Genomic DNA, 25,441 nt, shown 5'->3' on the forward strand with positions numbered 1-25,441 from the left:
CCTTCTGCGAGGCGGTCGTCAGCATCATCGATGCCGTTTGTCGTCCTCCGCGCAGCATAGCGCCGTGTACGACATTGGCCAGACCGGCCTTTGCCCTATATGGGTAGCAAATGGGAAATGGCAGGCAGAAGGAGATCACCGTCATGGCGAAACATACCCTCATGGCAGCCATGGCTGTCATGACAGCAATCCTGCTGGCCTCACCGTCACAGGCTTTTGACATTCTCGACAACGAACTGGTATCGATCGATGGTGCTCCTCTTCCGCTCAACCAGTTCCGCGGACAGCCGCTGCTGATCGTCAATACCGCGTCCCTTTGCGGCTATACCCCGCAATACAAGGCCCTGCAGGCACTTCATGAAGAATACCACGCTCAGGGACTGGTGGTACTCGGGATACCTTCCAATGATTTCGGCAATCAGGAACCGGGCAGCAACAGCGAGATCAAGGAATTCTGCACGGTCAATTTTGCCATCGATTTCCCGATGAGCGAGAAAGTGAAGGTCAAGGGTGCCGATGCGGATCCACTATTCATCGAACTGCGCCAATCACTGGGTGATGATGCCGGCCCCGGTTGGAATTTCTACAAGTACCTGATCGACCGCAAGGGCGAGGCCATCTCCTACTGGCCATCAGATGTCGAGCCGGATGATCCGCAGTTGCGCAAGGCCATCGAAGACGCCCTGCGCCCCGCCAGTTGACCGCATGGCCGTCCGGGGCGATGTCGATTCATGGGTGCGCAGGCTGCGCATCGGCTCCGGGCTGGTGCTGTTCTCTTTCACCACCACCCACCTGATCAATCACGCCTTCGGCCTGATCTCGTACGAGGCTGCCGAGGCCGCGCGACGGACGGCTCTGGGCTCGTGGCATACCGACTGGGGCAGCAGCATCGTGCTCGCGGCCCTGTTCGTGCATGTGGGGGCAACACTGACAGGCCTTGCCCGACGCCGCAGCCTGCTCCTGCCGGCATGGCAACTGGCACAGATCGGTCTTGGACTGGCCATTCCCTTTCTGCTCGTGATCCATATCCTGTCCACACGGGGAATGGACTTCGTCCATGGCGTCCGTGTGAATTACTATCTGGAATTGTGGCTGCTCTGGCCGGGACTGGCTGTCCGGCAGATCATCCTTGTTCTTCTCGTCTGGCTGCACGGCTGCCTCGGCATCCATTACTGGCTGCGATCGCGTTCCTTTTACCGGCCACTGCGTCCATGGCTGCTCGCCCTTGCGGTGCTGCTTCCAACGCTTTCCATCACCGGATTCATCTCCGGCGGGCGCGATATCCACCGGGCGGTCAGCGAAAATCCGGGCCTGCTGGAAACATGGGCCGAGACATTCCACTGGGTTCCGCCGAGCGAAACCACATGGGTTTTCGAAACCCAAGATATCATCCTGGCACTCGTCGGGTGCGCGCTGCTTGCAGCCATCGCCTTTCATCTCGCCGCGCGCCTTCTGGGATTCAAGCGCCGCCGCATCCGGGTCACCTATGATGACGGCACCGAAGTCAACATTCCTCCAGGTACCAGCGTTCTCGAAGCCAGCATGATCGGGCGGGTGCCGCATGCCTCGATCTGCGGTGGGCGCGGGCGTTGCTCCACTTGCCGCGTCCGGATCACCCGCGGGCAGAACCAACTGCCCCACCCCCAGCACGACGAGCTTCGGGTCCTCAGGCGTCTCGACACACCGCGCCACGTCCGCCTCGCCTGCCAGCTGCGACCGACGGCCGACCTGAGCGTCACCCGCCTGATACCGACCGATGCCATGTTCGACCAGGCCATGCGGAGGATGAGCCCCCGACAGGGCCTCGAACGGGAAATCGCCGTGTTGTTCGTCGACTTGCGGGGATTTACCCGAATTTCAGAAGGTCGCCTGCCATATGACGTCGTCTATGTGCTCAATCGCTATTTCAGGGCCATGGGCAAGGCCATCGAATCCGAAGGCGGCATGGTCGACAAGTTCATCGGTGACGGCATCATGGCGCTGTTCGGCGTATCGGTGGATGGCGAGGTCGCGGCAAGGCAGGCCCTTGCCGCGACCCGCCGTATGGGTGAAGCTCTGGAACTGCTCAATCGCTCTCTGGGCGACGATCTTCCGGAAGGCTTGCGCATGGGCATCGGCCTCCATATCGGCCCGGCCATCATCGGCGAAATGGGCTACGGACATGCAACCGCCCTGACCGCCATCGGCGATACCGTCAACGTCGCCAGCAGGCTCGAGGCAGCGACCAAGGAGCTCGGAGTCGAATTGCTCGTCTCCGACGAAGTGATGTTGCGTGCCGGATTTGACAACGGCGAAGGCGAGCCCAGGGAAATTGCGATCCGGGGCCGCAACGGGCCAGCCCGGGTCCGGGCATTCGACCATGCCGTTGATGCGCCATTGCTGGAGGCTCCCGGCTTTCCCGCGGATGATCATGGTATCATCCCGAGAGTGACCTCATTCATCAGTCAGGTACGCACCCGCATCAACCGGTATTCAGACTGAACCGGCGCCCGGCCAGGTGTCGCTCAGCCGGTAGCCCTCCGGCCAGGGATCGGTCGGGTCGAGCATGTGCTGATGGGTACCGGTGATCCAGGCACGACCGGACAGGCTGGGGATGATTCCCTGCACACCGGCGGACAGTCGTGCCAGTGCCTCGATGCGACCTTCGAAGGTGGAGCCGATGAGCGAGTGTGCCCTCAGCAGGCCACCGATGTCCATCTTACCCTTGGCATGAAGGACAGCCATGCGTGCGGAAACCGCGGTACCGGTGGGTGAGCGGTCGATCTTGCCGGGCTCGATGGCCACCGCATGACAGGTTGCACCATCCTCCACGGCTGAGGCGAACAGGCAAAAGGAGATATGCGACCAGTCGGGGTTGTCGGGATGGCGGAAACCGATTTCACGGTTGGCGCCTGCAGTAATGCGCGTTCCAAGCTCAGCCAGTTCCCGGGCCCGTCCGGCCGCCAGTTCGATACCCGTCGACCTGGCATCGACAATGACAAAGCTGTCGCCGCCATAGGCGATATCGACACGCAACTCACCCAGCCCTTCGATCATCAGCGGCACATCGAGACGATCCGCGAACGACGGGACATTGCGCACATTGATGCGCTCGGCCTTGCCATCCCGGCAGTGCGCCTCGATCTCCACCAGCCCTCCCGGGGCTTCAAGACTGAAGCGCGTGACCGGCTCGACCATGGGCACGATGCCGGTTTCCAGCAGGACGGTCGCCACACAGATGGAGTTGGACCCGGACATGGGCGGAGTATGGACCGGCTCCATGATGATCCATCCCATCGCGGCTGCCGGATCCCTGGGCGGCACCAGCAGGTTGACGTGGCGAAAGACACCGCCGCGAGGTTCGTTGAGCATGAAGTTCCGCAACCTGCCGTCGCGGGCAATCCAGCGGGACTGTTCCCAGATCGTCGCGCCCGGCGGAGGAGCGACACCGCCGACGATGACATCGCCAACCTCACCCTCGGCATGACAACTGACGGTATGGATGACTTGCAGGCTGCGCATCGCGCCATGACTCCCGACAACCGAGAAAATCGCCCTCGCCCATGTCTGGGCAGGACAGAGTCTACACCTCGGTCAATCGACCGGACGGGAATAGTTCACCGGGCTGGATGGCTGCCAGCGCATCACTGAACCGCCAGCCGAGCGAACCCGGTCCCTCGGCCCTCGCCGCCGCCCGCTCGCCGGCCTCCTTGAACATGCATGACGCGGCGACAGCGGCCTCGGCCGGAGGAACGACGGCGGCGAAAGCGGCCATCAGGCAGGTCAGGGAGCAGCCGATCGCGGTCACCTGCGGCATTCGTTCCGAACCGCCCGTAAGCTGCCAGCCCCGCTCGCCGTCCGTGATGAAGTCGGTCGCCCCGGAAACGGCTACGACGATGCCGTGGTCTCTGGCGAGCGAGCGGGCGCCGCTCTCGGCCATGGCCACGGGATCGCCGGCATCCACCCCCCTGCCGGAGGACATCCCGCCTGCGAGAGCCATGATTTCCGACGCATTTCCCCGCAGGATAGCGGGCTTCATCTGCAACAGATCCCGGGCGGCCCTTGCCCGGTAGGTCGTGGCGAAATGGGCCACCGGATCGAGGACCCAGGGCTTGCCCGCAGCATCGGCAGCCTTCACCGCCTGTTGCATACCCTCGAACCAGGGAGGCGATATCGTGCCGATATTCACCGACAGCGCACCGGCTATGGCCGCGAATTCGCCAGCCTCTTCCGCGCAGTGGATCATGGCGGGCGATGCGCCGGCCGCAAGAAGCGTGTTGGCCGCGACGTTCATCGCCACATAATTGGTGATACAATGCACAAGCGGACACTGTTGGCGCATGGCATCCAGTGCCTTGTCGATATCCATGATTTCCTCCTCCCTGCCTTCGCCCGCCTCCTGGCGGCAGGATGCGGAACTTGGCCAATCACGGGCACCCATGCTACCTGCACCTCCGCACAGATCAATCCTGCCCTGTCCAAAGAGGTTGGCCCATGACACCTCCCGTCGACAAGACCCTGATCATCGCCTGCGGCGCACTTGCCCGCGAGATACGCATGCTGGTCGACGCCAATGACTTCACCCATGTCGATCTCGCCTGCCTTCCGGCTACGCTGCACAACACGCCGCAGTTCATCCCCGAAGCCGTGCGCGCCCGGATCGAGCAGGCGCGCGGCGATTATGCGAAAATCTACTGCGCTTATGCCGATTGCGGTACCGGAGGAATGCTCGACCGCGTGCTGGCCCACGAAAACGTCCCCCGGCTCGAAGGGGCGCATTGCTATGCCTTCTTCGCCGGTCAGGATGCCTTTGCCGAGCTCAGCGAACCCGAACCCGGAACATTCTACCTCACCGATTTTCTCGTCCGTCAGTTCGACACGCTCGTTATCGAGGCGCTGGGTCTCGATTGTCATCCCGAACTGCGCGATGCCTATTTCAGCCACTACAAGCGGCTCATCTACCTTTCGCAGACCGCGGATGAGGATCTGACCGGCAAGGCGAAATGTGCGGCCGAACGACTGGGCCTTGCCTTCGAACAGGTTCACACCGGCATGGGTGAGCTTGCGAACTTCGTAGAATCCGCTGCGCATGGTGAAGGCCGGGCGCCATCGGTCGACAGTCTCCCCGATCATCTGGCGACAGCCGCCGCCGTCATGCCGGGCTCCGTCTGGAAGCGCCGTTCGGCGCGGACGCGAGGGCGTCGCAGGGGGCGGATATCGCGACGATCGTGAGGCGTGCCTGTCTGGCGCAAGAACTTGGCGCGATTTTGATAGATGTCGCGGCGCAATCGGAGCAAACGGCGAGAGGCCGGATGAACCGGCAGCCACCTTGTCGAGGGCAACGGCTTTCGCAGGCGATCCGGGAGCAGACCTGATGGCGCAAAAGATCATCGTCTTCTGGAGGGATATCCCGGCCCAGGTGACCGTGAAGGCCGGCCGCAGGACGGCAAGGCGGCAACTGCCCGAGCGTTTCGAGCAGGCCATCGACCGGGCGGCGATGCGGGCGAAGCTCACCGGCACCGATGCCTATCTCGAACAGTGGCGCCGGAGCGATCCCATCGAGGTAGGAGACGATCTCGAAAACGAGGCGGCCAACGCCGCCGAGGCTCTGGAAACCGAGTACGACGCTGAACGAATCAGGGAAATGGTCGACAATCTAGGTTTCGCGAAGGCTTCCTGAGATGTACGATATTCGCTTGTGGTCGGTCCGCCACGCCCGTCTCTTCGAAGGATTCTACAGGCTGTTCGAGCGCAGCTATGTCGCGATGGCGCCACTGATCCGCAGGATCGGCGTCGAACGAGTCGAAAAGCCGGTTGCCGCCGTCGAAAGGATCGTCAAGGGTACGTTGTTCGACTGCCGCATGTGCGGCCGCTGCGTCCTGTCCTCGACCGGCATGTCGTGCCCCATGAACTGCCCCAAGCAGATGCGCAACGGCCCCTGTGGCGGCGTCCGCGCCAATGGTCATTGCGAGGTCCGGCCGCAGATGCGCTGTGTCTGGGTACAGGCTTATGAGGGCTCGAGACGGATGTCCGGCGGCCACGCCATCCTCGATGTCCAAAAACCGGTGGATCGCAGCATCGAGGGCTCATCTTCCTGGATCCGGGTCATGCAGGAGAAGGCGCCGGCTTCAACCCGCACACCGGTTGCGGAGACGCACGGGACATGAGCACCGATCGCCTCGATCCCGCCGCACAGCTCAGACCCCTTCCGGGATATTCCAGTACCGGGCGTCTCGAACGCGTCCTGCGCACGGGCCGCTTTGCCGTCACTTCCGAACTCAATCCCCCCGACAGCGCCGACCCCAACGAAGTCTTCGACCGTGCGCTGGTGCTCTCCGAAGTCTGCGATGCAATCAATGCCGTCGATGCCTCGGGAGCCAATGTCCACATGTCGTCAATGGGCATCTGTTCGTTACTGAGCAGGGCTGGTTATGCGGCTGTGTTACAGGTTGCCTGCCGCGACAAGAACCGGATTGCCATTCAAGGCGACATTCTCGGCGCGGCGGCGATGGGGGTCACCAACATCCTCTGTCTCACCGGCGACGGTGTACAGTGCGGCGACCAGCCGGGAGCGAAACCCGTCTTCGATCTGGATAGCATCTCGCTGCTCGAGACCGTACGCACCATGCGCGACGAAAGCCGCTTTCTGTCAGGCCGCACGATCAGCGTACCACCGAGAATGTTCATCGGCGCCGCCGCCAATCCCTTCGTGCCGCCGCTGGATTTCCGTGCGCTGCACCTTGCCAAGAAGGTACGGGCCGGAGCCGATTTCATCCAGACACAGTATGTCTACGACCTGCCGGTGTTCGAGCGGTTCATGGAACGGGTACGGGAACAGGGCCTCCATGAAAGATGCTTCATCCTGGCCGGAGTCGGGCCGCTGGCCTCGGCGCGGACCGCGCGCTGGATGCGTTCGAACGTGCCGGGCGTCCACATCCCCGACGCCATCATCGACCGGCTCGACAGGGCCGGCTCGCCGAAGGCGGCGAAGGCCGAGGGCAAGACCATCTGTATCGAGTTGATCCAGCGCCTGCGCGAGATCAAGGGCGTGAGCGGCGTCCATGTGATGGCTTACCGTCAAGAAGAGTTTGTTTCCGAGATCATCACCAGTTCGGGAGTGCTGCAGGGCCGGCGCGGTCGTGCGCTCGCCCGCAGACCCTCCTCCCCCTCTCAGGAGAATGCCGGACCATGACAGAGACCCGCATCAGTTCGCACAGCAAGGAAGTGGTGATCGGCTTTGACCGCCCGTTCTGCGTGATCGGCGAGCGCATCAACCCGACGGGACGCAAGAAGCTCGCCGCCGAGATGGCACAAGGCGACTTTTCCACCGTCGAGGCCGACGCGCTGGCGCAGGTCGCGGCGGGGGCCCACATGCTCGACGTCAATGCCGGTATCCCGCTGGCGGACGAGCCCGCCATCCTCGCGGAAACCATCAAGCTGGTTCAGTCGCTGGTGGATGTCCCGTTGTCGATCGATAGTTCGATCGTGGCGGCGCTGGAAGCCGGCCTTGCCGTCTATCAGGGAAAACCTTTGGTGAACTCGGTCACCGGTGAAGAGGAACGGCTGGAAGTCGTCTTGCCCCTGATCAGGAAGTACAATGCCGCGGTGGTCGCCATCTCCAACGACGAGACGGGCATCTCCGAAGATCCCGACGTGCGCTTCGAAGTGGCGAGGAAAATCGTCCAGCGCGCCGCAGATCATGGCATTCCCGCCTGCGATATCGTCGTCGATCCGCTGGTGATGCCGATCGGTGCTCTGGGCCAGGCGGGGAACTCCGCCTTTCACCTGCTGCGTCGCCTGAAGGAAGAACTCAAGGTGAATACCACCTGCGGGGCATCCAATGTCAGCTTCGGCCTGCCCAACCGACACGGATTGAACGCGGCCTTCCTGTGCATGGCTGCCGGCGCCGGCATGACCTCGGCCATCATGAACCCGCTGCATGCCGAGGAAATGTCGGCGATCATGGGCAGCGACGTGATGCTCGGCAAGGACGAGAACTGCCGCCGCTGGCTCACCAGGTTCCGCGAACCCGCCCCGGAAGGGACCGCTGCAGGCGCCCGCGGGGAGCGTGGTGAACGACGCCGGCGCAGGGCGGGCTGACACCTTGGACAGATCGGTCAACGACCCGCTCGTCGTGTTCATGCCGTCGGGCAGGCGCGGTCGCTTTCCCGTCGGCACACCGGTCCTGCAGGCTGCCCGCTCGCTGGGTGTCGATATCGACAGCGTATGCGGTGGCCGCGCCATATGCGGACGGTGTCAGATCCGGATTGCCGAGGGACAATTCGCCAAGCACGGAATCACGAGTTCCTCCAGCCATCTCGAACAGCTGACTCGCAGCGAGACCCGCTATGCCGGGCGCAAACACCTCGCTTCCGACCGACGCCTCTCCTGCCAGGCGCGGCTGGTCAAGGACGTGGTCATCGACGTTCCGGCCGAAAGCCAGGTGCACAAGCAGGTCGTGCGCAAGCGTGCCGAGGCCCGTGCCATCGAGATCGATCCCGTCCTGCGACCCTACTACATCGAGGTCGAGGAACCGGACATGTACCATGCCCGGGGCGACCTGGAACGGGTCGAGGAAGCCCTGCGCAACCAGTGGAACCTGGGCGGTGTCTCCATCGACCTGAAGACATTGCGCGCACTGCAGGCCAAGCTGCGCAAGGGCGACTGGAAGATCACCGTGATGGTGCATGACGACCATCGCATCATCGCGACGCGGCCGGGCTTTCACGACAAGGTCTACGGGGTCGCCGTGGACGTCGGCTCGACGACCATCGCCGCCCATCTGTGCGACCTCCTGTCGGGTGAGGTGCTGGCCTCATCGGGCATGATGAACCCTCAAATCCGCTTCGGCGAAGACCTGATGAGCCGGGTTTCCTACGTGATGATGAACCCCGGCGGCGATGCGGAAATGACCCTGGTGGTCCGCGAGACGCTGACGGCACTTATCGGCCAGCTCGCCGTAGAAGCGATGATCGATCCCAACGACATTTTCGAGATGGTGTTTGTCGGCAACCCGGTCATGCATCATCTCCTTCTCGGCATCAATCCGGTCGAACTGGGCGGCGCTCCCTTTGCCCTGGCGACGGACGGAGCGATGGAGCTATGGTCAGGCGAGATCGGCATGACCGCCGTCAATGACAGCGCGCGCGTCTACATCCTGCCCTGCATCGCCGGGCATGTCGGAGCCGATTGCAGCGGCGTGATCCTCTCGGAAACCCCTCACCTGCGCGACGAGATGACGCTCGTCGTCGATGTCGGCACGAATGCCGAGATCGTCTTGGGCAATCACAACGGCCTTGTCGCCTGTTCCTCCCCCACCGGTCCGGCTTTCGAGGGCGCACAACTGTCGAGCGGCCAGCGTGCGGCACCGGGCGCCATCGAGCGAGTCCGCATCGACCGGGCGACGTTCGAGCCGCGCTTCCGGATCATCGGACACGATCTGTGGTCGGATCACGAGGCGTTCGGGCAGGTGGCCAGATCCACGGGCGTTACCGGCATTTGCGGCTCGGGTATCATCGAGGTCATCGGCGAGATGTATCTCTGTGGCCTCATCAATCAGGATGGGGTCATCGACGGCCGGATGATGGAGCGCACCGACCGGATCGTGGCCGATGGACGAACCTTCTCCTATGTGCTGCACCGCGGCGAGCCGGAAATACGTATCACCCAGAACGACGTGCGGGCCATTCAGCTTGCCAAGGCGGCCCTGTACGCCGGATGCCGGCTGCTCATGGACAGGCTGAACGTTGATCAGGTCGACAGGATCATGCTGGCCGGCGCATTCGGAAGCCATATCGACCCTCTCTACGCCGTACTTCTTGGGCTCATTCCCGATTGTCCCCTCGACCGTGTCCATGCCGCCGGCAATGCTGCCGGGACGGGTGCTCGCATAGCCCTCTTGAACAAGGCGCAACGGCGCCAGATCGAAACCGTGGTGCGTACCATCCAGAAGGTCGAAACGGCTGTGGAACCCCGCTTCCAGGAGCATTTCGTGGCTGCGATGGCCATTCCGCACAAGACGGCTCCGACGCCGCATCTCGCAGCTGCGGTCGATCTTCCTGCAAAAAAGCCCGCTTCGGCAACCGAGGAAAGCCGCCGTCGACGTCGACGAAACTGAAACAGGAAACGTATCTACCAAACCGGTAGCTTGACCCAAGCGGCGAATATCCCGCAACCTGAACAAAACCATCGCCTTCAAGGGGGCAGAAAACAAAAGAGGTCGCCACGTATGGCGACCTCGACTCAAGGCTTCTGCAGAACAGCTGACCCGACGAGACGCTGCGCTGGCTGAGGGTTATTCCCTTAGCTTTTGTTGTTGATAAGGACCCTAACGTAGATCATTTCGGCTGACAATCACGTTCATCTCTCCAACTCCATGGGTAAAAATCCCGAATCCTTGACGATCGACAAGGACGGAGCATGCGAACGGACTGACGGGAAAAAGCGCAACGGTGGAAATTAAAACAGAGAACAACATTCTGGAACAGTTCGGTGAAGCCCGGCACGATCGTCGACGTCTCGTGATCGAGGGATTTCACGCGATCAAGCATGCTCTCCGGTTTGGTGCACAAATCTCGCTGACGGTTTGCCGCGACCCGCAACAGATGCGTCACATGGTCGCTACCCTTGCTCCGGATATCGGGGCGCAGCTTGAATCCGGCTGCAACGTCATCTCTCCAGGACTGTTCGAGCGACTGGGATCGCGCAGGGTCGACACCGGCATGCTGGCGATTGCCACACGTCCCGCATTCGATATCGGTGCCGTGATGGGAATGACACGGCGCGCACCGACAATCATCGTCGAACGCACCGCCCACCCCGGCAATCTCGGTGCCGTCATCCGCAGTTCGGCCGCCGCTGGTGCCCATGCCGTACTCGCTCTGGGCGATGACGATCCGTGGCAGGCGGGCGCCCTGCGCGGCAGTGCCGGGCTCCATTTCGCGCTGCCCGTCGGTCGCATCGATCCCGACGACCTGCAAAATGACATGGCCCGGCCGCTATGGGCGATCCATCCCGAAGGAGAAGATCTGGCCTTATTGACCATTCCGGATGATGTGTTGCTGGCATTCGGCAGTGAAAGGCAGGGGCTGAGCAGCGAACTCCTGGCATTGGCCGACCGCCGTGTGGCCATACCCATGCAGCAAGGCGTCTCCTCGCTCAACCTCGCGGCATCCGCCGCGGTGCTGCTCTATCACTGGCGCCTGCAGGCGTGCTAACGTCTTCACATGCTTGAGCGCGCGTCAACAATCCATGAACTGAGAAGATCCTTTCGCTGGCATATTCCGGCGAGCATGAACATTGCAGAATTGTGCTGTACCCGGCATGCGGACCGATCCAACCGACCGGCCCTCATCCTCCACGATGAAAACCGGACCGTAGGTTTCCTCGACCTCGAACGCCGGGCATCGCGCCTCGCCCATGTCATGGCGGCGCATGGAGTGGTGCGTGGCGATCGCGTGGCGATCTTCCTCGACCAGCAACTGGATACTGCCGCCGCCCACATCGCCACGAGCAAGATCGGCGCCATCGCCCTTCCGCTCTTTCGCCTGTTCGGCCCGGACGCCTTGCAGCACCGACTGCATGACAGCGGCGCGAAACTCGTGCTCACCGATGCGGAGGGCAGCGAGCGCATCGCCATGATCCGCGACGAACTGCCCGAACTCGCGACCGTGCTCGTCACCGGAGTCCCGCTCGAATGCCAGTTGGAGAATGCCCGCGACCGGTTCGACGCCGTTTCCACATCGAGCAACGACCCGGCAGTGCTGATCTATACCTCCGGCACCAGTGGCCCGCCGAAGGGTGCGCTGCACGCGCAGCGCGTCCTGCTGGGGCACCTTCCGGGCGTGCAGATGACGCATGAGTTCTTTCCACATGACGGCGACTGCTTCTGGACGCCGGCCGACTGGGCCTGGATCGGCGGCTTGCTCGATGTCCTGCTGCCGAGCCTCTATTTCGGTGTTCCGGTCGTCGCTACCCGGCTTGGAAAGTTCGACCCGCACGCCGCTGCCGACCTGATGGGCCGCCATGACGTTCGCAATGCCTTCCTGCCCCCGACCTCGCTCAAGCTGATGCGCGATGCGCAGATCGACGCGCGAGCGCACGGTGCCATCCTGCGTTCGATCGGCAGCGGCGGCGAGCGTCTCGGCGACGAGGTTCTCGGCTGGGCGCAGGACAGCTTCGGCGTGACCATCAATGAGTTCTACGGCCAGACCGAATGCAATCTGGTTGTCTCCAATCTCGCCCAGCTTGCAGCGCCAAGGGCGGAGTCGATGGGCATGGCCGTGCCGGGCCACGAAGTCGCGATCATCGACGGGAACGGCGACCCGGTAATGCCGGGCAAAACCGGCAGCATCGCGGTACGCCACCCCGACCCCGTCATGTTTCTCGGCTACTGGAACCAGCCCGAGGCCACCCGCGCCAAATTCCGCGGCAACTGGCTGGTCACCGGCGACCTCGGACGCATGGATGAGGACGGTTTCTTCACCTATCTCGGTCGGGAGGACGACCTGATCACCAGCGCGGGCTATCGCATCGGGCCGGCCGAGGTCGAGGCCTGCCTCATGCGCCACGAGGCGGTGGCCATGTGCGCCGTCATTGGCGTTCCCGACGAGTTGCGCGGCGAACGCGTCAAGGCGTTCATCGTCCTGCGTCAGGGAGCATCCCCAGGCGAAGAACTTTCGAACAATATCCGGAATTTCGTTCGTCATAGACTGGCCGCGCACGAATATCCCAGGGAAATAGAATTTCTTCATGAATTGCCCATGACGGCCACAGGCAAGATCCGCCGCATGGACCTCCGTCAACTCGGCTCTGGACAGACCCGCCAGCCGGTACGATAGAGGTGGCGTTGGGCATTCATCGAACTGTTGAACCCTGGATGTGCGCCATTCTCCCATTGTAATGCATGTCCTGTCGTTCGAGCAGCATGCCTGGATGACGAGAAATCGAGGGCCGGGATCGACCTTTGGCTTTGAAAAGACAATTTTCCATCCTCCCGCAACTCAGTGCAGTCGTCGACCTGCGACCGATCGGGTTGGTCACCGGCACGGTGCTGATCGTGCTGTCGGTGTTCATGATACCGCCTCTCATCGCCGACCTGGTGCTGGACAACCCCGACTGGCAGGTGTTCTTCGTATCCGCCTGCGCCACATGTTTCCTGGGTGCCGTCCTGGTCCTGATGAACCGGGGCCATCGCACGGGCGAGCTCACGATCCGGCAGGGATTCGTGCTGACCAACACGGTCTGGCTCGTCACGTCCCTGTTCGGCGCCCTGCCTTTGATGCTCTCCGGACTTGGCATAGGGATCACCGATGCCTTCTTCGAGGCGGCAAGCGGTCTCACGACGACTGGTGCCACCGTCCTGACCGGCCTCGACAACATGCCACGCGGGATCCTGCTCTGGCGTGCCATATTGCAATGGCTGGGAGGCATCGGCATCATCGTCATGGGCATTGCCGTCCTGCCGATGCTCAATATCGGCGGCATGCAACTGTTTCGCACGGAAAGCTCGGATCGCTCGGAGAAGATCCTGCCGCGCGCCGCCCAGATCGCCTCCAACAGTGGCGTGGTCTATGTCCTGCTGACCATCCTGTGTGCAGCCGCCTACATGATTGCCGGCATGGAAAGCTTCGAGGCCGTGGCCCATTCCATGACGACACTTTCCACCGGCGGTCTTTCGACTCGCGACGCGTCCATTGGCGGCTTCAACAACTCGGCGATCGAGTGGACGTCCTCACTGTTCATGACCCTCGCCGGCCTGCCCTTCGTGCTCTACATCCAGTTCCTCAGGGGAAGCTTCCGGCCGATTGTCACCGATGTTCAGGTCCGGTGGTATCTGTGCATCATCGGCATTGGCGTCGCAGCTCTCGCGACCGAACATTTCATCAACGGAGACCCGTTCCAGCAACCCGGGGAAATATTGCGACACTCGGTTTTCGGTGCGGTAACCGTCATAACCGGAACCGGATATTCGGCTGACGACTACAGCAAGTGGGGTCCGCTGGCCATCGCCATGATCTTCTTCTATTCCTGTATCGGCGGATGCACCGGCTCCACCACCGGCGGCATCAAGATCTTTCGCTTCGTTGTCCTCTACCAGATCTCCCGCGTGCAGTTGCTGCGCCTGTTCCAGCCCAGCGGCGTTTTCCGTGTGGTCTATAACCGGCGTACGCTGGCCGATGCCACCGCCACCTCGGTGCTCGCCTTCATCTTCATCTTCGGCTTGACCTTCGTGGTGGTCTGCCTTCTGCTGGCCATGTCGGGGCTCGATTTCGTCGCCGCCATGTCCGGCTCGATCGCCGCGCTTGCGAATGTAGGCCCGGGTCTCGGCCCGATCATCGGCCCGGCCGGCAACTATGCCACCGTGACCGATTCGGCCAAATGGGTCCTGTCCTTCGCCATGCTTGCCGGACGGCTGGAGCTGTTCACCATTCTCGTCCTGTTCGTTCCCGCTTTTTGGCGAGCCTGATGCTGGATCTCTGGAAGACACTGACCGGACTCGTCGGCAACACTCCCCCATCCTCCCGCAAGGCCGACGCCCATCGAATTGCGGCAGCCGCGCTGCTGGTCGAGGCGGGCTGCGTTGACGGCCAGATGGATGGCATCGAACGCGATCAGATCGAATCCCTTCTTGCCAACCATTTCGGACTGGACACCGACGAGGCGCGATCCCTTCTCGATGCAGGGGAAAAGGCCGCACGGGAAAGTGTCGAATGGCACGGCTTTACGCACACCATCATGCGGGCCTTCGATCACGATGCCCATGTCGAACTCATCGAAATGCTCTGGCAGGTCGTGCTGTCGGATGGCCGGCTGCATGACTACGAGGCTTCGCTGATGCGACGCATCACCGGCCTGCTCTATGTCAGCGGCTCCGAAAGTGCCGAGGCGCGCAACCGGGCCAGGAAAGCTCTCGGGCTCGACTGAAAGCTATCGGAACGTACGCAGGGTCAGGTCGAGCTTCATTCGGTTGCCCTGGGCATTTTCCGTAACGGCCAGGATGAAGGCCGCGGCCGGACGGGCACTGACATCGCGCCACATGAGCTGCTTTTCGGCACCTGCGAACTCGTAGACACTGCCTTCCCGCCAGTCACGGGGATACCACGTCGGTCGCTGCAAGCAGGCCTGAATGGCATGTTCCAGATCGGCGAAACTCGACTCGAGGATATCCGTTCGTCCCATGCGGACCGGGCTTCCCTGGCACCTGTAGACCGCCGTCGGAAACGTCGTGCCCTCGATTTCGCACTTGACGAATGGATAGGGCTTTTCCGCGCCACTCCAGCGCCAGTTCGCTTCGATCGTGCCGGCACGCAGGCTCGCGAAGCCACCTCGCATGGCCTCGACCAGCCGCGCCATGGAATCGCACATCGATGGCGGGGGCTCGGGAACAACACTGGTTTGGGGCTGAGGTGCAGCCACTTCCGGCAACGATTCCGGACGAGCAGGCACCTCGTCCCGACCGCAGGCCGTCAGAACGAACAGGACAAACAGCCATACGGCCAGCAGATCGCCGTGCTTCAATCGCCCGCAACCCTGGCAAGTTGCGCCATGTCTGCGATGACGATACCTGCCTTGTCCACCCGGGCGAGGGTTCCATCCTTGCGCATTGCCGTAAACGTTCGACTCACCGTTTCAACCGTCAGTCCGAGAAAATCCGCTATATCACTCCTTCCCATCGGAAGGAGTACCACGTCACCCTCCTTGCGATCCAGACGTTGCGCCAGGCCGAGCAGAAAGGTCGCCAGACGCTCCCGCGCGGTCTTTCGTCCCAGCAGCAACATCTGTCCCTGGGCTGCCGCAAGTTCGGTGCTGGCCCTCGACAACAGGTTACGTTCCAATGACGGGTGATCTTCCATCATGTTGTGGAACTGGGAGCGCTTTATGCGGCATGCGAGCGTCGGCACCACCGCTTCGGCCGTATAGATGTAGTTGTCGCCATAGGCCAAGCCGACGAAATCCCCCTTGATGAGAAACCCTGTCACCTGACGACGGCCATCGGGCATCAGCTTGTAGAGCTTGACCATGCCATCCACCACCGTGAAGACATATTCCGCCGGCTGCCCTTCCTCGATAAGACAGACTCCGGGCTGGATGCGTTGATGCGCGCAGAGCTGGGACATCCGGCTCAGAACATCCCGTTCCAGGCCAGCACAGATACTCAGATGACGGACAGCGCAGTGGTCGCAGTAATGGACGACGCCACGATGTTCAAGGCGCACATCAGACCGAATCATTGAGCTTTCCTCTGCTCGCAATGCCTGTTTGGTAACGTTTTTCTCATCAAGACCATAATCACGCGAAAACTAGCTGTTACCATTGACCTGGGTCAATGTGACCCTGCTGTCGTTGAAAGAAATTCAAAGCCCCGAACTTATTCTCGTATTGGTTTTGGAATGGTTCAGTAGGACAACCTCGAATGTGGACCTGGCAAGCATTGCAGAAACGGGAACTCGACCTTGCCGTTCCCCTGCTTTCGGCAATTGCACCACACGACCTCGCCGGTTTTTCGAGACAGGCACAAGCCTGTCTGGACGAGCCGTATGGCGGCGTCATGACGGTTCGAACCGCCAGCGGCTGCATCGTCGTCGTCGCCATGTTCCACCAGCTCGCCCCCCGGTCGACGCTCAGCATCGACTGGCTGCGCCTGATCGAAATGGGCCGGCCGGAAACGACCATCAAGGCTTTCCTCGATTCGCTGCTGGACCTTGCGGGCCTGCATGCCAGCCCCTCCATCCGGATCGAGGGGGATGCTTCGGGGTGCGAGACGGTCGACCGGCACCTCGATGGACGACTAGGCCATCATTTCGGGTTCCGGTGGATTGAAAGCGGCTGGCTGTCACAACTCCCGGATGTCGGACAACTGCCGGTGTCTCCCCCCCTCCCGCGTACTTGACTTGCCTTCTCCGGCTGCTAATCGTTTACTCACGGAAAAGGCCCCCGAAGCGTGCATTTTCCTGTCAGCGATCTTTGTCTGTCAGGTTGTGCGGGATGTCGAGGGGCTTTGACAGGGGAGGCATCGCGTTTCTACCGGACCGCGTCAGAACCACGTGAAATTTATTCCACACTGGTCATTCGTGTTTACCGGCCGTCCGGCTGGTCTGTGTCCAGCGCTGAAATGCATGGACTTCGCATGTACTCCGGCCGTTGGTGGCCGCTTGCCTGTTTGCCGTTCGTATCCATCGGCGCCGGAGGCGCCTGTTGACAGCGACTAGACATTCAAAGGGGAGGATCAAATGCAACTCAGTCGAAGCGATCTTCTGGCAGCCTACAAGAGGATGCGGTTGATTCGCGAGTTCGAAGATGCCGTCCACGAGGAATTCTCGGCCGGCAACATTCCGGGATTCGTTCATCTCTATGCCGGTGAGGAAGCCTCCGGCGTGGGAATATGCATGCATCTCGATGATCGCGATGCCATCGCATCGACTCACCGCGGCCACGGTCACTGCATCGCCAAGGGCTGCGATGAGCGTGGCATGATGTTCGAGATCTTCGGCAAGAAGGAAGGACTTTGCGGTGGCAAGGGCGGCTCGATGCACATCGCCGACCTGTCGAAAGGCATGATGGGCGCAAATGGTATCGTCGGTGGCGGACCGCCGCTCATCTGCGGCGCCGCCCTGACCGCCAAGGTCCTCAAGACCGGCGGCGTCGCCATTGCCTTCGTCGGCGACGGCGCTTCCAATCAGGGAACGACCTTCGAAAGCTACAATCTGGCCAAGGTATGGAATTTGCCTGCCATTTTCGTCGTCGAGGACAATGGCTACGCCGAAAGCACGGCCAGCGCATGGTCGGTGGGCGGATCGCAGTCGGATCGCGCGAAGGGCTTCGGCATGCCGGCCACGGAAGTCGACGGCCATGATTTCTTTGCGGTCTGGGAAGCGGCCCGCGAGGCCATCGAGCGAGCGCGCAACGGCGATGGTCCCTCTCTGCTGCACGTACGCCTCAACCGTTATTATGGTCATTTCGAGGGTGATGCGATTTCCTACAAGGGCGAAGGCGAGATCGAGAAGGTCAAGGCGGAGAAGGATTCGCTCATGCTGTTCCGCAACCGCGTCATCGAGACCAGCCTGCTGGATGCCGGCGACATGGACGCCATCGACCGCGAGGTGAGGGAAAGGATCGCGCAGTGCGTGATCGAGGCCAAGGCGGGTGCCGTGCCCACCGAAGCCGACCTGCTCACCGACGTCTACACCTCCGCCTATTGAGGAATTCCAGTCATGCCGAAGAAATCCTATCGTCAGGCCATCAATGAGGCTTTGCGCCAGGAAATGGCCCGCGACGAGCGCGTCGTCATCATGGGCGAAGATATCTCGGGCGGCCTCGGCGCGCCGGGAGAGCAGGACGCCTGGGGTGGTCCCATGGGCGTCACCAAGGGTATCATGCCCGAATTCAGCCGCGACCGCGTGCTCGATACCCCGATCACCGAAAGCGCCTTCATCGGTTGCGCCGCCGGTGCCGCCGCAACCGGCCTGCGCCCCGTCGCCGAATTGATGTTCGTCGACTTCATGGGTGTGTGCTTCGACCAGATCTTCAATCAGGCTGCAAAATTCAAGTACATGTTCGGCGGCAAGGCGGTCACTCCGCTCACCATCCGGACCATGTACGGAGCGGGTTTCCGGGCCGCGTCGCAGCACAGCCAGTGCCTCTATCCGTTGTTCACCCATATCCCGGGACTGAAGGTCGCACTGCCCTCGAACGCCTACGAGGCCAAGGGCCTGCTTATCCAGGCCATCCGCGACGACGACCCGGTGATCTTTTTCGAGCACAAGGCCATGTATGATGACGAGGCCGACGTGCCCGACGAGCCCTACACCATCCCCTTCGGCGAGGCCAACGTCACCCGTGAAGGCGATGATGTGACCATCGTCGCCTTCGGCCGCATGGTGAATTTCGCCAATGAGGCCGCCGACAACCTCGAAAAGTCGGGTATCACCTGCACAGTCGTCGATCCGCGGACCACCAGCCCGCTGGACAAGGACACCATCCTTGAGACCACCGAGGAAACCGGTCGGCTGGTCGTGGTGGACGAGGCTCACCCGCGCTGCAACATGGCCACCGATATCGTCGGCCTGGTGACCCAGGAAATCTTCGGTGCGCTCAAGGCAGCGCCTCAGATGGTGACCTCGCCGCATTGCCCGGTACCGTTTTCGCCGGCGCTTGAGGATATCTACATTCCCAGCGTCGCGAAGATCGAGGCCGCCGTTCGCCAGACCATGGGCAAGGGTCACTGACACAGGCAAGACCCCATCGTGTCCGGTCAACACCGGATGCGGTGGGGAATGGTCTTCATGGATCATTCGACACATGTTTTTTGGAGTTTGACGGGGAGCGACGGATGAGTGGCGGAATTGAACGGATCGTGATGCCCAAATGGGGGCTGGCCATGCAGGAGGGCATGCTTGCCGCCTGGTCGGTCAAGGAAGGCGATACGATCGCCAAGGGGCAGGAAATCTGTGACATCGAGACATCGAAGATCGCCAATGTCTTCGAAAGCCCGGTGTCAGGCAAGCTGCGGCGCCTGGTAACTGGAGAGGGTGAAACCGTCCCGGTGGGCTTCCTGCTCGCGGTCGTTGCCGATGACAGTGTCAGCGATGCCGACATCAATACCTATATCGATGATTTCAAGGCAAATTTCGTCGTAGAGGATGCCGGTGACGGCGGCCCCGCCACCAGCATCGTCGAGACCGACGCCGGTCGTATCCGCTATCTCGCGGCGGGCGATGGCGACGGTACCCCGCTTATCTTCGTCCACGGCTTCGGTGGCGACTACATGAACTGGATGCTTATCCAGTCCGATCTTTCCGATGGCCGCAAGAGCTATGCCATCGACCTGCCCGGTCATGGCGGATCAACCAAGGACGTCGGCCACGGCAATATCGGCAGTCTCACGAGTGCGGTATTCGCGTTCATGCAGGCCATGAACATCGACAAGGCGCATTTCGTTGGCCACTCGCTCGGCGGAGGCGTGTGTCTCGACATGGCCCGCAACCATCCGGAAAAGATCGAGAGTGCCACGCTGATTGCCCCGGCCGGTCTCGGTCCCGAGATCAACATGGATTATATCGACGGTTTCATCCGCGAGAAGCGTAGCCGCAAGCTGCGCCCCTATCTCGAAATGCTGGTCAACGATCCCTCGCTCATCAGCGGCGAGATGGTCGAGGAGGTCATCCGGTTCAAGCGTCTCGATGGTGCCGAAGCCGCCCTCAACACCGTTGCGGGAGCCTGCTTCCAGGGTGGTCACCAGACACTCGAAATGACCGAACGCGTCCAGCGCATGACCCCGTCCCTGCAGGTCATCTGGGGTAGGAACGACCGTATCCTGCCTGTAAGCCATAGTGAAGGACTGCCCGACACCATACCGGTCACCCGCTTCGACGACACCGGACACCTTCCCCAGATGGAGCGGGCCGCCGAAGTCATTGAGACCATAAAGAGTTTTATTTCCTGAATTCAGGATCGGGGGCGGGTCTCACGATCCCAGCCCCCATACCTGCAGCCGTAGAGGCCCCGGACTCCTGCCTTCCCCGATCAGTCGATGCTTGTGCACGAAGAAAAAAGGCCGGATGGATCATCCGGCCTTTGACGTATTTCTGGAACAGTATCGGTCTGTCGACCGATACTGTTCCACCAAATGTCTTTACTTGAATTTCCTGATCTCGCCGGACTTCAGGCGCGACAGGTAGCTGTTCAACTCCTCCTTGACGATCGGCATCAGGAAGTAGAGGCCGAAGATGTTGACGACGGCCATGGCAAAGATGGCGGCGTCGGAGAAGTCGATGACGGGACCAAGATTGGCAGCGGCACCAATGACGACGAAGATGCAGAAGATGACCTTGAAGACGACCTCCTTGGTCTTGCCCTCGCCGAAAAGGTAAGTCCAGGCCTTGAGCCCGTAATAGGACCAGGAGATCATGGTCGAGAAGGCGAACAGGATCACCGCCACCGCGAGAACGTAGGGGAACCAGCTGAACGCGCTCTCGAAGGCAGCCGAGGTCAGGCCGACGCCGGATGCTCCGGTTATGGTCTGGATCGCACCGTTTTCGCCGACGATGTACCGCCCGGTCTCGGCATCGAATGCCAGCTGGCCGGTGATGATGATGACCAGGGCGGTCATGGTGCAGATGACGACGGTGTCGATGAAGGGCTCAAGCAGCGAGACGAAGCCCTCGGTGATCGGCTCCTTGGTGCGGACGGCGGAGTGGGCGATGGCCGCGGAACCGACGCCGGCCTCGTTGGAGAAGGCCGCACGCCTGAAACCCTGGATCAGCGCACCGACAAGTCCGCCGGCAACGCCAAGGCCGGTGAAGGCACCGTCGATGACCTGGCCGAATGCCCAGCCGATCTTGTCCGAATTCATGGCGATGATGACGATGGCCGCACCGCAGTAGAGGATACCCATGAAAGGCACGATCTTTTCGGTGACGCTTGCGATCGACTTCAGGCCGCCGACAATGACGGCAAAGACGATGGCGGCGAAGATGATGCCGGTGATCCAGCCGGGGTAGTCGCCGACGATACCTGCAATCTGCTGATGCGCCTGGTTGGCCTGGAACATGTTCCCGCCGCCCAGTGAACCGAGGATGCAGAAGATACTGAAGATCACGGCAAGGATCCTGCCACCGAACAGGCCACGGGCGGCGAACCCCTTGGTCAGGTAGTACATCGGGCCGCCCGAGACCGTGCCGTCCTCATACTCGTTGCGATATTTCACACCCAGCGTGCATTCGGTGAACTTGGATGCCATGCCCAGCAGACCGGCGAGAATCATCCAGAAGGTTGCACCCGGACCGCCGATACCGACGGCCACGGCCACACCGGCGATGTTGCCGAGGCCGACTGTCCCCGAAAGAGCAGTTGCCAGTGCCTGGAAGTGGCTGACTTCACCTGCGTCGTTGGGATCGGAGTAGTCGCCCTTCACCAAGGCGATGGAGTGAGGAAAGGCGCGAAACTGAACGAAACCGAAATAAAGGGTAAAGATGGTGGCCGCAATGACCAGCCAGGCGACAATCCACGGGAATGTGGTGCCGGGGAACGGGCTGAAGATGAAATTGACGAACCAGCCGGTCGAATTGGCAAAGGCCTCGTTGATTTTCTCGTCCATGCTGGGGGGAGCGGTAGCCGCCTGGTCCTGAGCCCAGGCCATCATCGGCAGCAATGAAAGCGTCAGCGCAAGGCCGAGCTCCCGCGCGGTACGACCGCCACGCCTGATCCATGATGTCATAAGATTTTCTTCCCTTTTTCCGTGTTTTTCTTTCGATGAATTGGGTCATCCGCCAATCAGGGAACTACGGTGACCGGAATGGGGGATGCCTGGACGAGCGCGCCGGGCACGCTGCCGAAAAGCCGGGTTGTCAGGTTGGAAGAGCTGCCGCCGCGACCAACGAAGACCTGCACCGCACTGGTCTCCTTGGCGACATCGCAGAGTACCTCGGCGACATGGCCATAGCGAACAATGGTCTCGACTTTCACACCGCTCGCCGCCGCCTTCTGTGCGACAGGCTCGATCATCGCCGTCGCACGAGCGACTTCCTCATTGCGTCGCTTGTGCCGGGTGGCAAGTTCGTCGGGTGTAAGAAAGCTGTAGGGCGACCATTCGAGCACGAAAACGAGGCGTATCTCGGCACCGGCCGGCTTCGCCCGCTCGACGGCAAAATCCAGCGCACGCTGGGAATCATCGGCCTCGCCGTATCCGACGAGAAATATCGTTGTCATTGTTATCCTCCCGGTTCAGGATTCTTGGAACTGGAATGCGCTCGCGACCGGCAAGCCGGATCCGCAGGGGCTGGCCTACCGGTTCGCGATGGGCGCGTCGAACCCTTTTCAGGTTCGCAAGGACAATTGTCAGTCCTTGAGCATGTCGCGCGGATCGACGTAGTCGTAACCGAGCGCTTCGGCGACAGCCTTGTAGGTGACCTTGCCCCTGGCCACGTTGAGACCGTTGCGGAAGTGTGGGTTTTCTGAGAGTGCTGTCTTGTATCCCTTGTCAGCCAGTGCCAGCGCATAAGGCAACGTGACATTGTTGAGGGCCATGGTCGAGGTGCGCGGCACCGCACCAGGCATGTTGGCGACGCAGTAATGCACGACGTCGTCGATCACATAGGTAGGATCGGCATGGGTCGTGGCCTTGCTGGTCTCGAAGCAGCCGCCCTGATCAATCGCCACATCGACCAGCACCGATCCCGGCTGCATGCGCCGGACATGGTCGCGGGTCACCACCTTGGGTGCACCGGCACCGGGCACCAGTACGGCGCCTACCACAAGATCGGCTGCAAGCACGTACCGCTCAAGCGACGCCTTGTTGGAGTAGACCGTGTTCAGGCCATGCTCGGCGTAGCGGGCAGCCAGACTGCCCAGCACATCGACATTGCGATCGAGAACGGTGACATTGGCACGCATGCCCAATGCCATGATGATGGCGTTCTCGCCGACGACACCGCCGCCGATGACGACGACATTGGCCGATTCCACACCCGGAACGCCGCCCAGCAGCATACCCCGCCCGCCATGGGCCTTCTCGAGACAGTGTGCGCCGGCTTGAATCGACAGCCGCCCGGCGACCTGGGACATCGGCGCCAGCAGCGGCAGGCCGCCTGCCGGCGAGGTCACAGTCTCGTAGGCGATACAGACGGCACCGCTGTCGACAAGATCCTTCGTCTGCTCGGGATCGGGAGCCAGGTGCAGATAGGTGAAAAGGAGCTGCCCTTCCTTGAGCATCTTGCGCTCGACCGCCTGAGGCTCCTTGACCTTGACGACCATCCCGGCCCGGTCGAACACCTCGGCAGCCGTGCCGACGATCTCAGCGCCGCTCGCCCCATAGTCCTCATCGGATGAACCGATACCCGCACCGGCCTGGGTCTCGACGATCACCTTGTGACCGTGCGCAACCATCTCGCGGACGCTGTCCGGAGTGAGCCCCACCCGGTATTCGTGATTCTTGATTTCCTTGGGTACGCCGACAAGCATGGATAGCTCTCCCTCGCAAGGCTTGGATCCCGCATCTTTTCAATACGTAGGATTTTATCGCATTTTTGCGAAATGTCCTTGCAAACTTGATTCACCAACCTATCGACAGGTGAAGATTATTCCGCAGAATTGCCAAAACATGACAAGAAATCTCACATGATTGAACTCGACGCTGCCGATCGACGCATTCTCGAACTATTGCAGGACCATGGGCGCATGACCAATGCCGAGTTGGCCGACAAGGCCGGCGTTTCGGCATCCGCCTGTCATCGCCGCCTCCGCCGGCTGGAAGAAGCCGGCGTCATCGACAGTTATCGGGCCATGCTCAATCAGGCGGTCATTGGTCGACCGACGACGATTTTCGTCGAAATTACCCTGGCCAGCCAGTCCGAGGATGCACTCGATCAGTTCGAACATGCCGTGCGAGATTGCAGGGACGTGCTTGAATGCCATCTCATGGCGGGTAACGCCGATTTCCTGCTGCGCGTTGCCGCATCGGGACCTGCCGATTTCGAACGTATCCACCGCCAACAGCTCACCCGCCTGCCCGGCGTCGCCCGCATGCGCTCCAGCTTCGTGCTGCGCACCATCATGGCTCCCCGTGGCCTGCCTTTGGTGAATGGCTGAAAGTCCGGCAAATTCAGGCTGCAACATTGCCGAGAGGTCATGTGACCCACTCAGGGAGCCGATCAGGTGCTTCTCGAACTCGATATCGTCACTTGGCCGCTCGTCGCACGAGTGGAGGAGCTGGGGTTGACCAACGATACCTTCGCCAGCGCACACCCCGACATCTGGCCCGATACCACCTGAACGACCGGCGTGTCAGCCGGCCGCCATCTGATCGAAACATTCCAGTGCCTGGGCACCGAAGACCGAACTCGGGCCGCCGCCCATCTCCACGGCGACGGCCAGCATGTCGACCAGTTCGTCACGCGTCGCTCCAGCCTTGATGCAAGCACGGACGTGAAAGACGATGCAGCCCTCGCAGCGAATGGCCACGCCAATGGCCAGTGCTATGAGTTCCTTGTGCTTGTGGCTGAGGGCACTGTCGCCACCCACCGAACGCACCAGGGCACGAAAGGCCTTCATCGGCTCGCCGCCTGCTTTTGCGAGGAGAGCGGAACGGGCCACATAGTCCTTTTCGAGAGCGAGATAGTCCACGGACATTGTCGTGCGTCCCTTCGGGTTAATCAACGGCTCGGGCTAATCGATGACCTGCCACTGCCGACCGGCTATCACCGCTCCACACATCCGGCATTGATCCAGTTCAATGCCGGACCACACCTCGTCTTCGGCAGACAGCCGGAAGGTTGCAAAAAACCAAGTTGCAAACCGGGAATGGTTAATGCAAGAGGGACGATTGTATCCATGCATCGATCAAAGAGGTCTCATTGTCCGGACATCCTCCGTGAAAAGCACCAGGTCGGATGTCCGGCATCGAGAAGGTATCCATCTTGCTAAGGTGACAGGAGCAGTTAATGTGACTGCCATAGAACAACGCCTA

General features: G+C 61.5%; 25 protein-coding genes. 17 read left to right on the top strand and 8 right to left on the bottom strand.

Annotated features, from left to right (window positions below):
- The first annotated feature begins 143 nt into the window (after positions 1-143).
- The gene (locus tag H6851_17780) at positions 144-701 is read left to right on the top strand and encodes a glutathione peroxidase (GenBank protein ID MCB9945454.1); all 558 of its coding nucleotides are present in this window, start codon (positions 144-146) and stop codon (positions 699-701) included.
- A 4-nt stretch (positions 702-705) separates the two neighbouring features.
- Entirely contained in the window at positions 706-2,481 is a 1,776-nt protein-coding gene (locus tag H6851_17785; protein ID MCB9945455.1) for an adenylate/guanylate cyclase domain-containing protein, read from the top strand.
- Here H6851_17785 and H6851_17790 read toward each other — a convergent pair.
- Positions 2,473-3,501, bottom strand: coding sequence for a proline racemase family protein (locus tag H6851_17790; GenBank protein ID MCB9945456.1), 1,029 nt, complete (start codon positions 3,499-3,501; stop codon positions 2,473-2,475). The two genes, H6851_17785 and H6851_17790, sit on opposite strands and share 9 nt — an antisense overlap.
- 61 nt (positions 3,502-3,562) lie before the next feature.
- Positions 3,563-4,348, bottom strand: a complete 786-nt coding sequence (thiM, locus tag H6851_17795; protein ID MCB9945457.1) for a hydroxyethylthiazole kinase — start codon at positions 4,346-4,348, stop codon at positions 3,563-3,565.
- 125 nt (positions 4,349-4,473) lie between these two features.
- Between thiM and H6851_17800 the strand changes: the two genes are divergently transcribed.
- From H6851_17800 to H6851_17845, 10 genes are all read left to right on the top strand, one after another.
- Complete coding sequence (locus tag H6851_17800; GenBank protein ID MCB9945458.1) at positions 4,474-5,211, top strand: DUF1638 domain-containing protein; 738 nt, start codon at positions 4,474-4,476, stop codon at positions 5,209-5,211.
- A gap of 142 nt (positions 5,212-5,353) precedes the next feature.
- The gene (locus H6851_17805) at positions 5,354-5,659 is read left to right on the top strand and encodes a virulence factor (protein ID MCB9945459.1); all 306 of its coding nucleotides are present in this window, start codon (positions 5,354-5,356) and stop codon (positions 5,657-5,659) included.
- Position 5,660: 1 nt separating this feature from the next.
- The gene (locus H6851_17810) at positions 5,661-6,146 is read left to right on the top strand and encodes a methylenetetrahydrofolate reductase C-terminal domain-containing protein (protein MCB9945460.1); all 486 of its coding nucleotides are present in this window, start codon (positions 5,661-5,663) and stop codon (positions 6,144-6,146) included.
- Positions 6,143-7,171 carry a methylenetetrahydrofolate reductase gene (locus H6851_17815; protein ID MCB9945461.1) on the top strand — a complete coding sequence of 343 codons (1,029 nt, stop codon included), beginning with the start codon at positions 6,143-6,145 and terminating at the stop codon, positions 7,169-7,171. The genes H6851_17810 and H6851_17815 overlap by 4 nt, the downstream gene beginning before the upstream one ends.
- Positions 7,168-8,079: a methyltetrahydrofolate cobalamin methyltransferase gene (locus H6851_17820; protein ID MCB9945462.1), complete on the top strand. Its 912-nt coding sequence runs from the start codon at positions 7,168-7,170 to the stop codon at positions 8,077-8,079. Before H6851_17815 ends, H6851_17820 begins: the two co-directional genes overlap by 4 nt.
- Before the next feature lie 40 nt (positions 8,080-8,119).
- Entirely contained in the window at positions 8,120-10,096 is a 1,977-nt protein-coding gene (locus tag H6851_17825; protein MCB9945463.1) for a DUF4445 domain-containing protein, read from the top strand.
- A 334-nt stretch (positions 10,097-10,430) separates the two neighbouring features.
- Entirely contained in the window at positions 10,431-11,195 is a 765-nt protein-coding gene (locus H6851_17830) for an RNA methyltransferase (GenBank protein ID MCB9945464.1), read from the top strand.
- A 9-nt stretch (positions 11,196-11,204) separates the two neighbouring features.
- Positions 11,205-12,818 carry an AMP-binding protein gene (locus H6851_17835; GenBank protein ID MCB9945465.1) on the top strand — a complete coding sequence of 538 codons (1,614 nt, stop codon included), beginning with the start codon at positions 11,205-11,207 and terminating at the stop codon, positions 12,816-12,818.
- Positions 12,819-13,051: 233 nt separating this feature from the next.
- On the top strand, positions 13,052-14,446 hold the full coding sequence (locus H6851_17840; protein ID MCB9945466.1) for a TrkH family potassium uptake protein: 1,395 nt from the start codon (positions 13,052-13,054) through the stop codon (positions 14,444-14,446).
- Positions 14,446-14,904 (top strand): TerB family tellurite resistance protein, encoded by a 459-nt coding sequence (locus H6851_17845; GenBank protein ID MCB9945467.1) that lies wholly within the window; start codon positions 14,446-14,448, stop codon positions 14,902-14,904. Before H6851_17840 ends, H6851_17845 begins: the two co-directional genes overlap by 1 nt.
- Positions 14,905-14,907: 3 nt before the next feature.
- Here H6851_17845 and H6851_17850 read toward each other — a convergent pair whose 3' ends face one another.
- Together H6851_17850 and H6851_17855 are read right to left on the bottom strand one after the other, a co-directional pair.
- On the bottom strand, positions 14,908-15,498 hold the full coding sequence (locus H6851_17850; protein MCB9945468.1) for a hypothetical protein: 591 nt from the start codon (positions 15,496-15,498) through the stop codon (positions 14,908-14,910).
- Complete coding sequence (locus tag H6851_17855) at positions 15,495-16,211, bottom strand: helix-turn-helix domain-containing protein (GenBank protein ID MCB9945469.1); 717 nt, start codon at positions 16,209-16,211, stop codon at positions 15,495-15,497. The genes H6851_17850 and H6851_17855 overlap by 4 nt, the downstream gene beginning before the upstream one ends.
- A gap of 182 nt (positions 16,212-16,393) precedes the next feature.
- Between H6851_17855 and H6851_17860 the strand changes: the two genes are divergently transcribed.
- The 4 genes from H6851_17860 to H6851_17875 all read left to right on the top strand — a co-directional run bounded on the left by H6851_17860 (position 16,394) and on the right by H6851_17875 (position 20,422).
- Complete coding sequence (locus H6851_17860; GenBank protein MCB9945470.1) at positions 16,394-16,870, top strand: hypothetical protein; 477 nt, start codon at positions 16,394-16,396, stop codon at positions 16,868-16,870.
- 340 nt (positions 16,871-17,210) lie between these two features.
- Entirely contained in the window at positions 17,211-18,179 is a 969-nt protein-coding gene (locus tag H6851_17865) for a thiamine pyrophosphate-dependent dehydrogenase E1 component subunit alpha (GenBank protein ID MCB9945471.1), read from the top strand.
- Positions 18,180-18,191: 12 nt separating this feature from the next.
- On the top strand, positions 18,192-19,205 hold the full coding sequence (locus H6851_17870; GenBank protein MCB9945472.1) for an alpha-ketoacid dehydrogenase subunit beta: 1,014 nt from the start codon (positions 18,192-18,194) through the stop codon (positions 19,203-19,205).
- A 104-nt stretch (positions 19,206-19,309) separates the two neighbouring features.
- Entirely contained in the window at positions 19,310-20,422 is a 1,113-nt protein-coding gene (locus tag H6851_17875; GenBank protein ID MCB9945473.1) for an acetoin dehydrogenase dihydrolipoyllysine-residue acetyltransferase subunit, read from the top strand.
- Positions 20,423-20,611: 189 nt separating this feature from the next.
- Here the strand turns inward: H6851_17875 and H6851_17880 are convergent, their stop codons facing one another.
- The 3 genes from H6851_17880 to ald form a co-directional block, all read right to left on the bottom strand.
- Positions 20,612-22,120 carry an alanine:cation symporter family protein gene (locus H6851_17880; protein ID MCB9945474.1) on the bottom strand — a complete coding sequence of 503 codons (1,509 nt, stop codon included), beginning with the start codon at positions 22,118-22,120 and terminating at the stop codon, positions 20,612-20,614.
- A 131-nt stretch (positions 22,121-22,251) separates the two neighbouring features.
- Positions 22,252-22,686, bottom strand: coding sequence for a universal stress protein (locus tag H6851_17885; protein MCB9945475.1), 435 nt, complete (start codon positions 22,684-22,686; stop codon positions 22,252-22,254).
- A gap of 129 nt (positions 22,687-22,815) precedes the next feature.
- Positions 22,816-23,937 carry an alanine dehydrogenase gene (gene ald / locus H6851_17890; GenBank protein MCB9945476.1) on the bottom strand — a complete coding sequence of 374 codons (1,122 nt, stop codon included), beginning with the start codon at positions 23,935-23,937 and terminating at the stop codon, positions 22,816-22,818.
- 159 nt (positions 23,938-24,096) lie between these two features.
- Between ald and H6851_17895 the strand changes: the two genes are divergently transcribed.
- Positions 24,097-24,564, top strand: coding sequence for an Lrp/AsnC family transcriptional regulator (locus tag H6851_17895; protein MCB9945477.1), 468 nt, complete (start codon positions 24,097-24,099; stop codon positions 24,562-24,564).
- 195 nt (positions 24,565-24,759) lie between these two features.
- Here H6851_17895 and H6851_17900 read toward each other — a convergent pair whose 3' ends face one another.
- Positions 24,760-25,104, bottom strand: coding sequence for a carboxymuconolactone decarboxylase family protein (locus H6851_17900; protein MCB9945478.1), 345 nt, complete (start codon positions 25,102-25,104; stop codon positions 24,760-24,762).
- Positions 25,105-25,441: the final 337 nt, after the last annotated feature.

The organism is Geminicoccaceae bacterium (assembly GCA_020638465.1).
Taxonomy (GTDB): Bacteria; Pseudomonadota; Alphaproteobacteria; order Geminicoccales; family Geminicoccaceae; genus JAGREO01.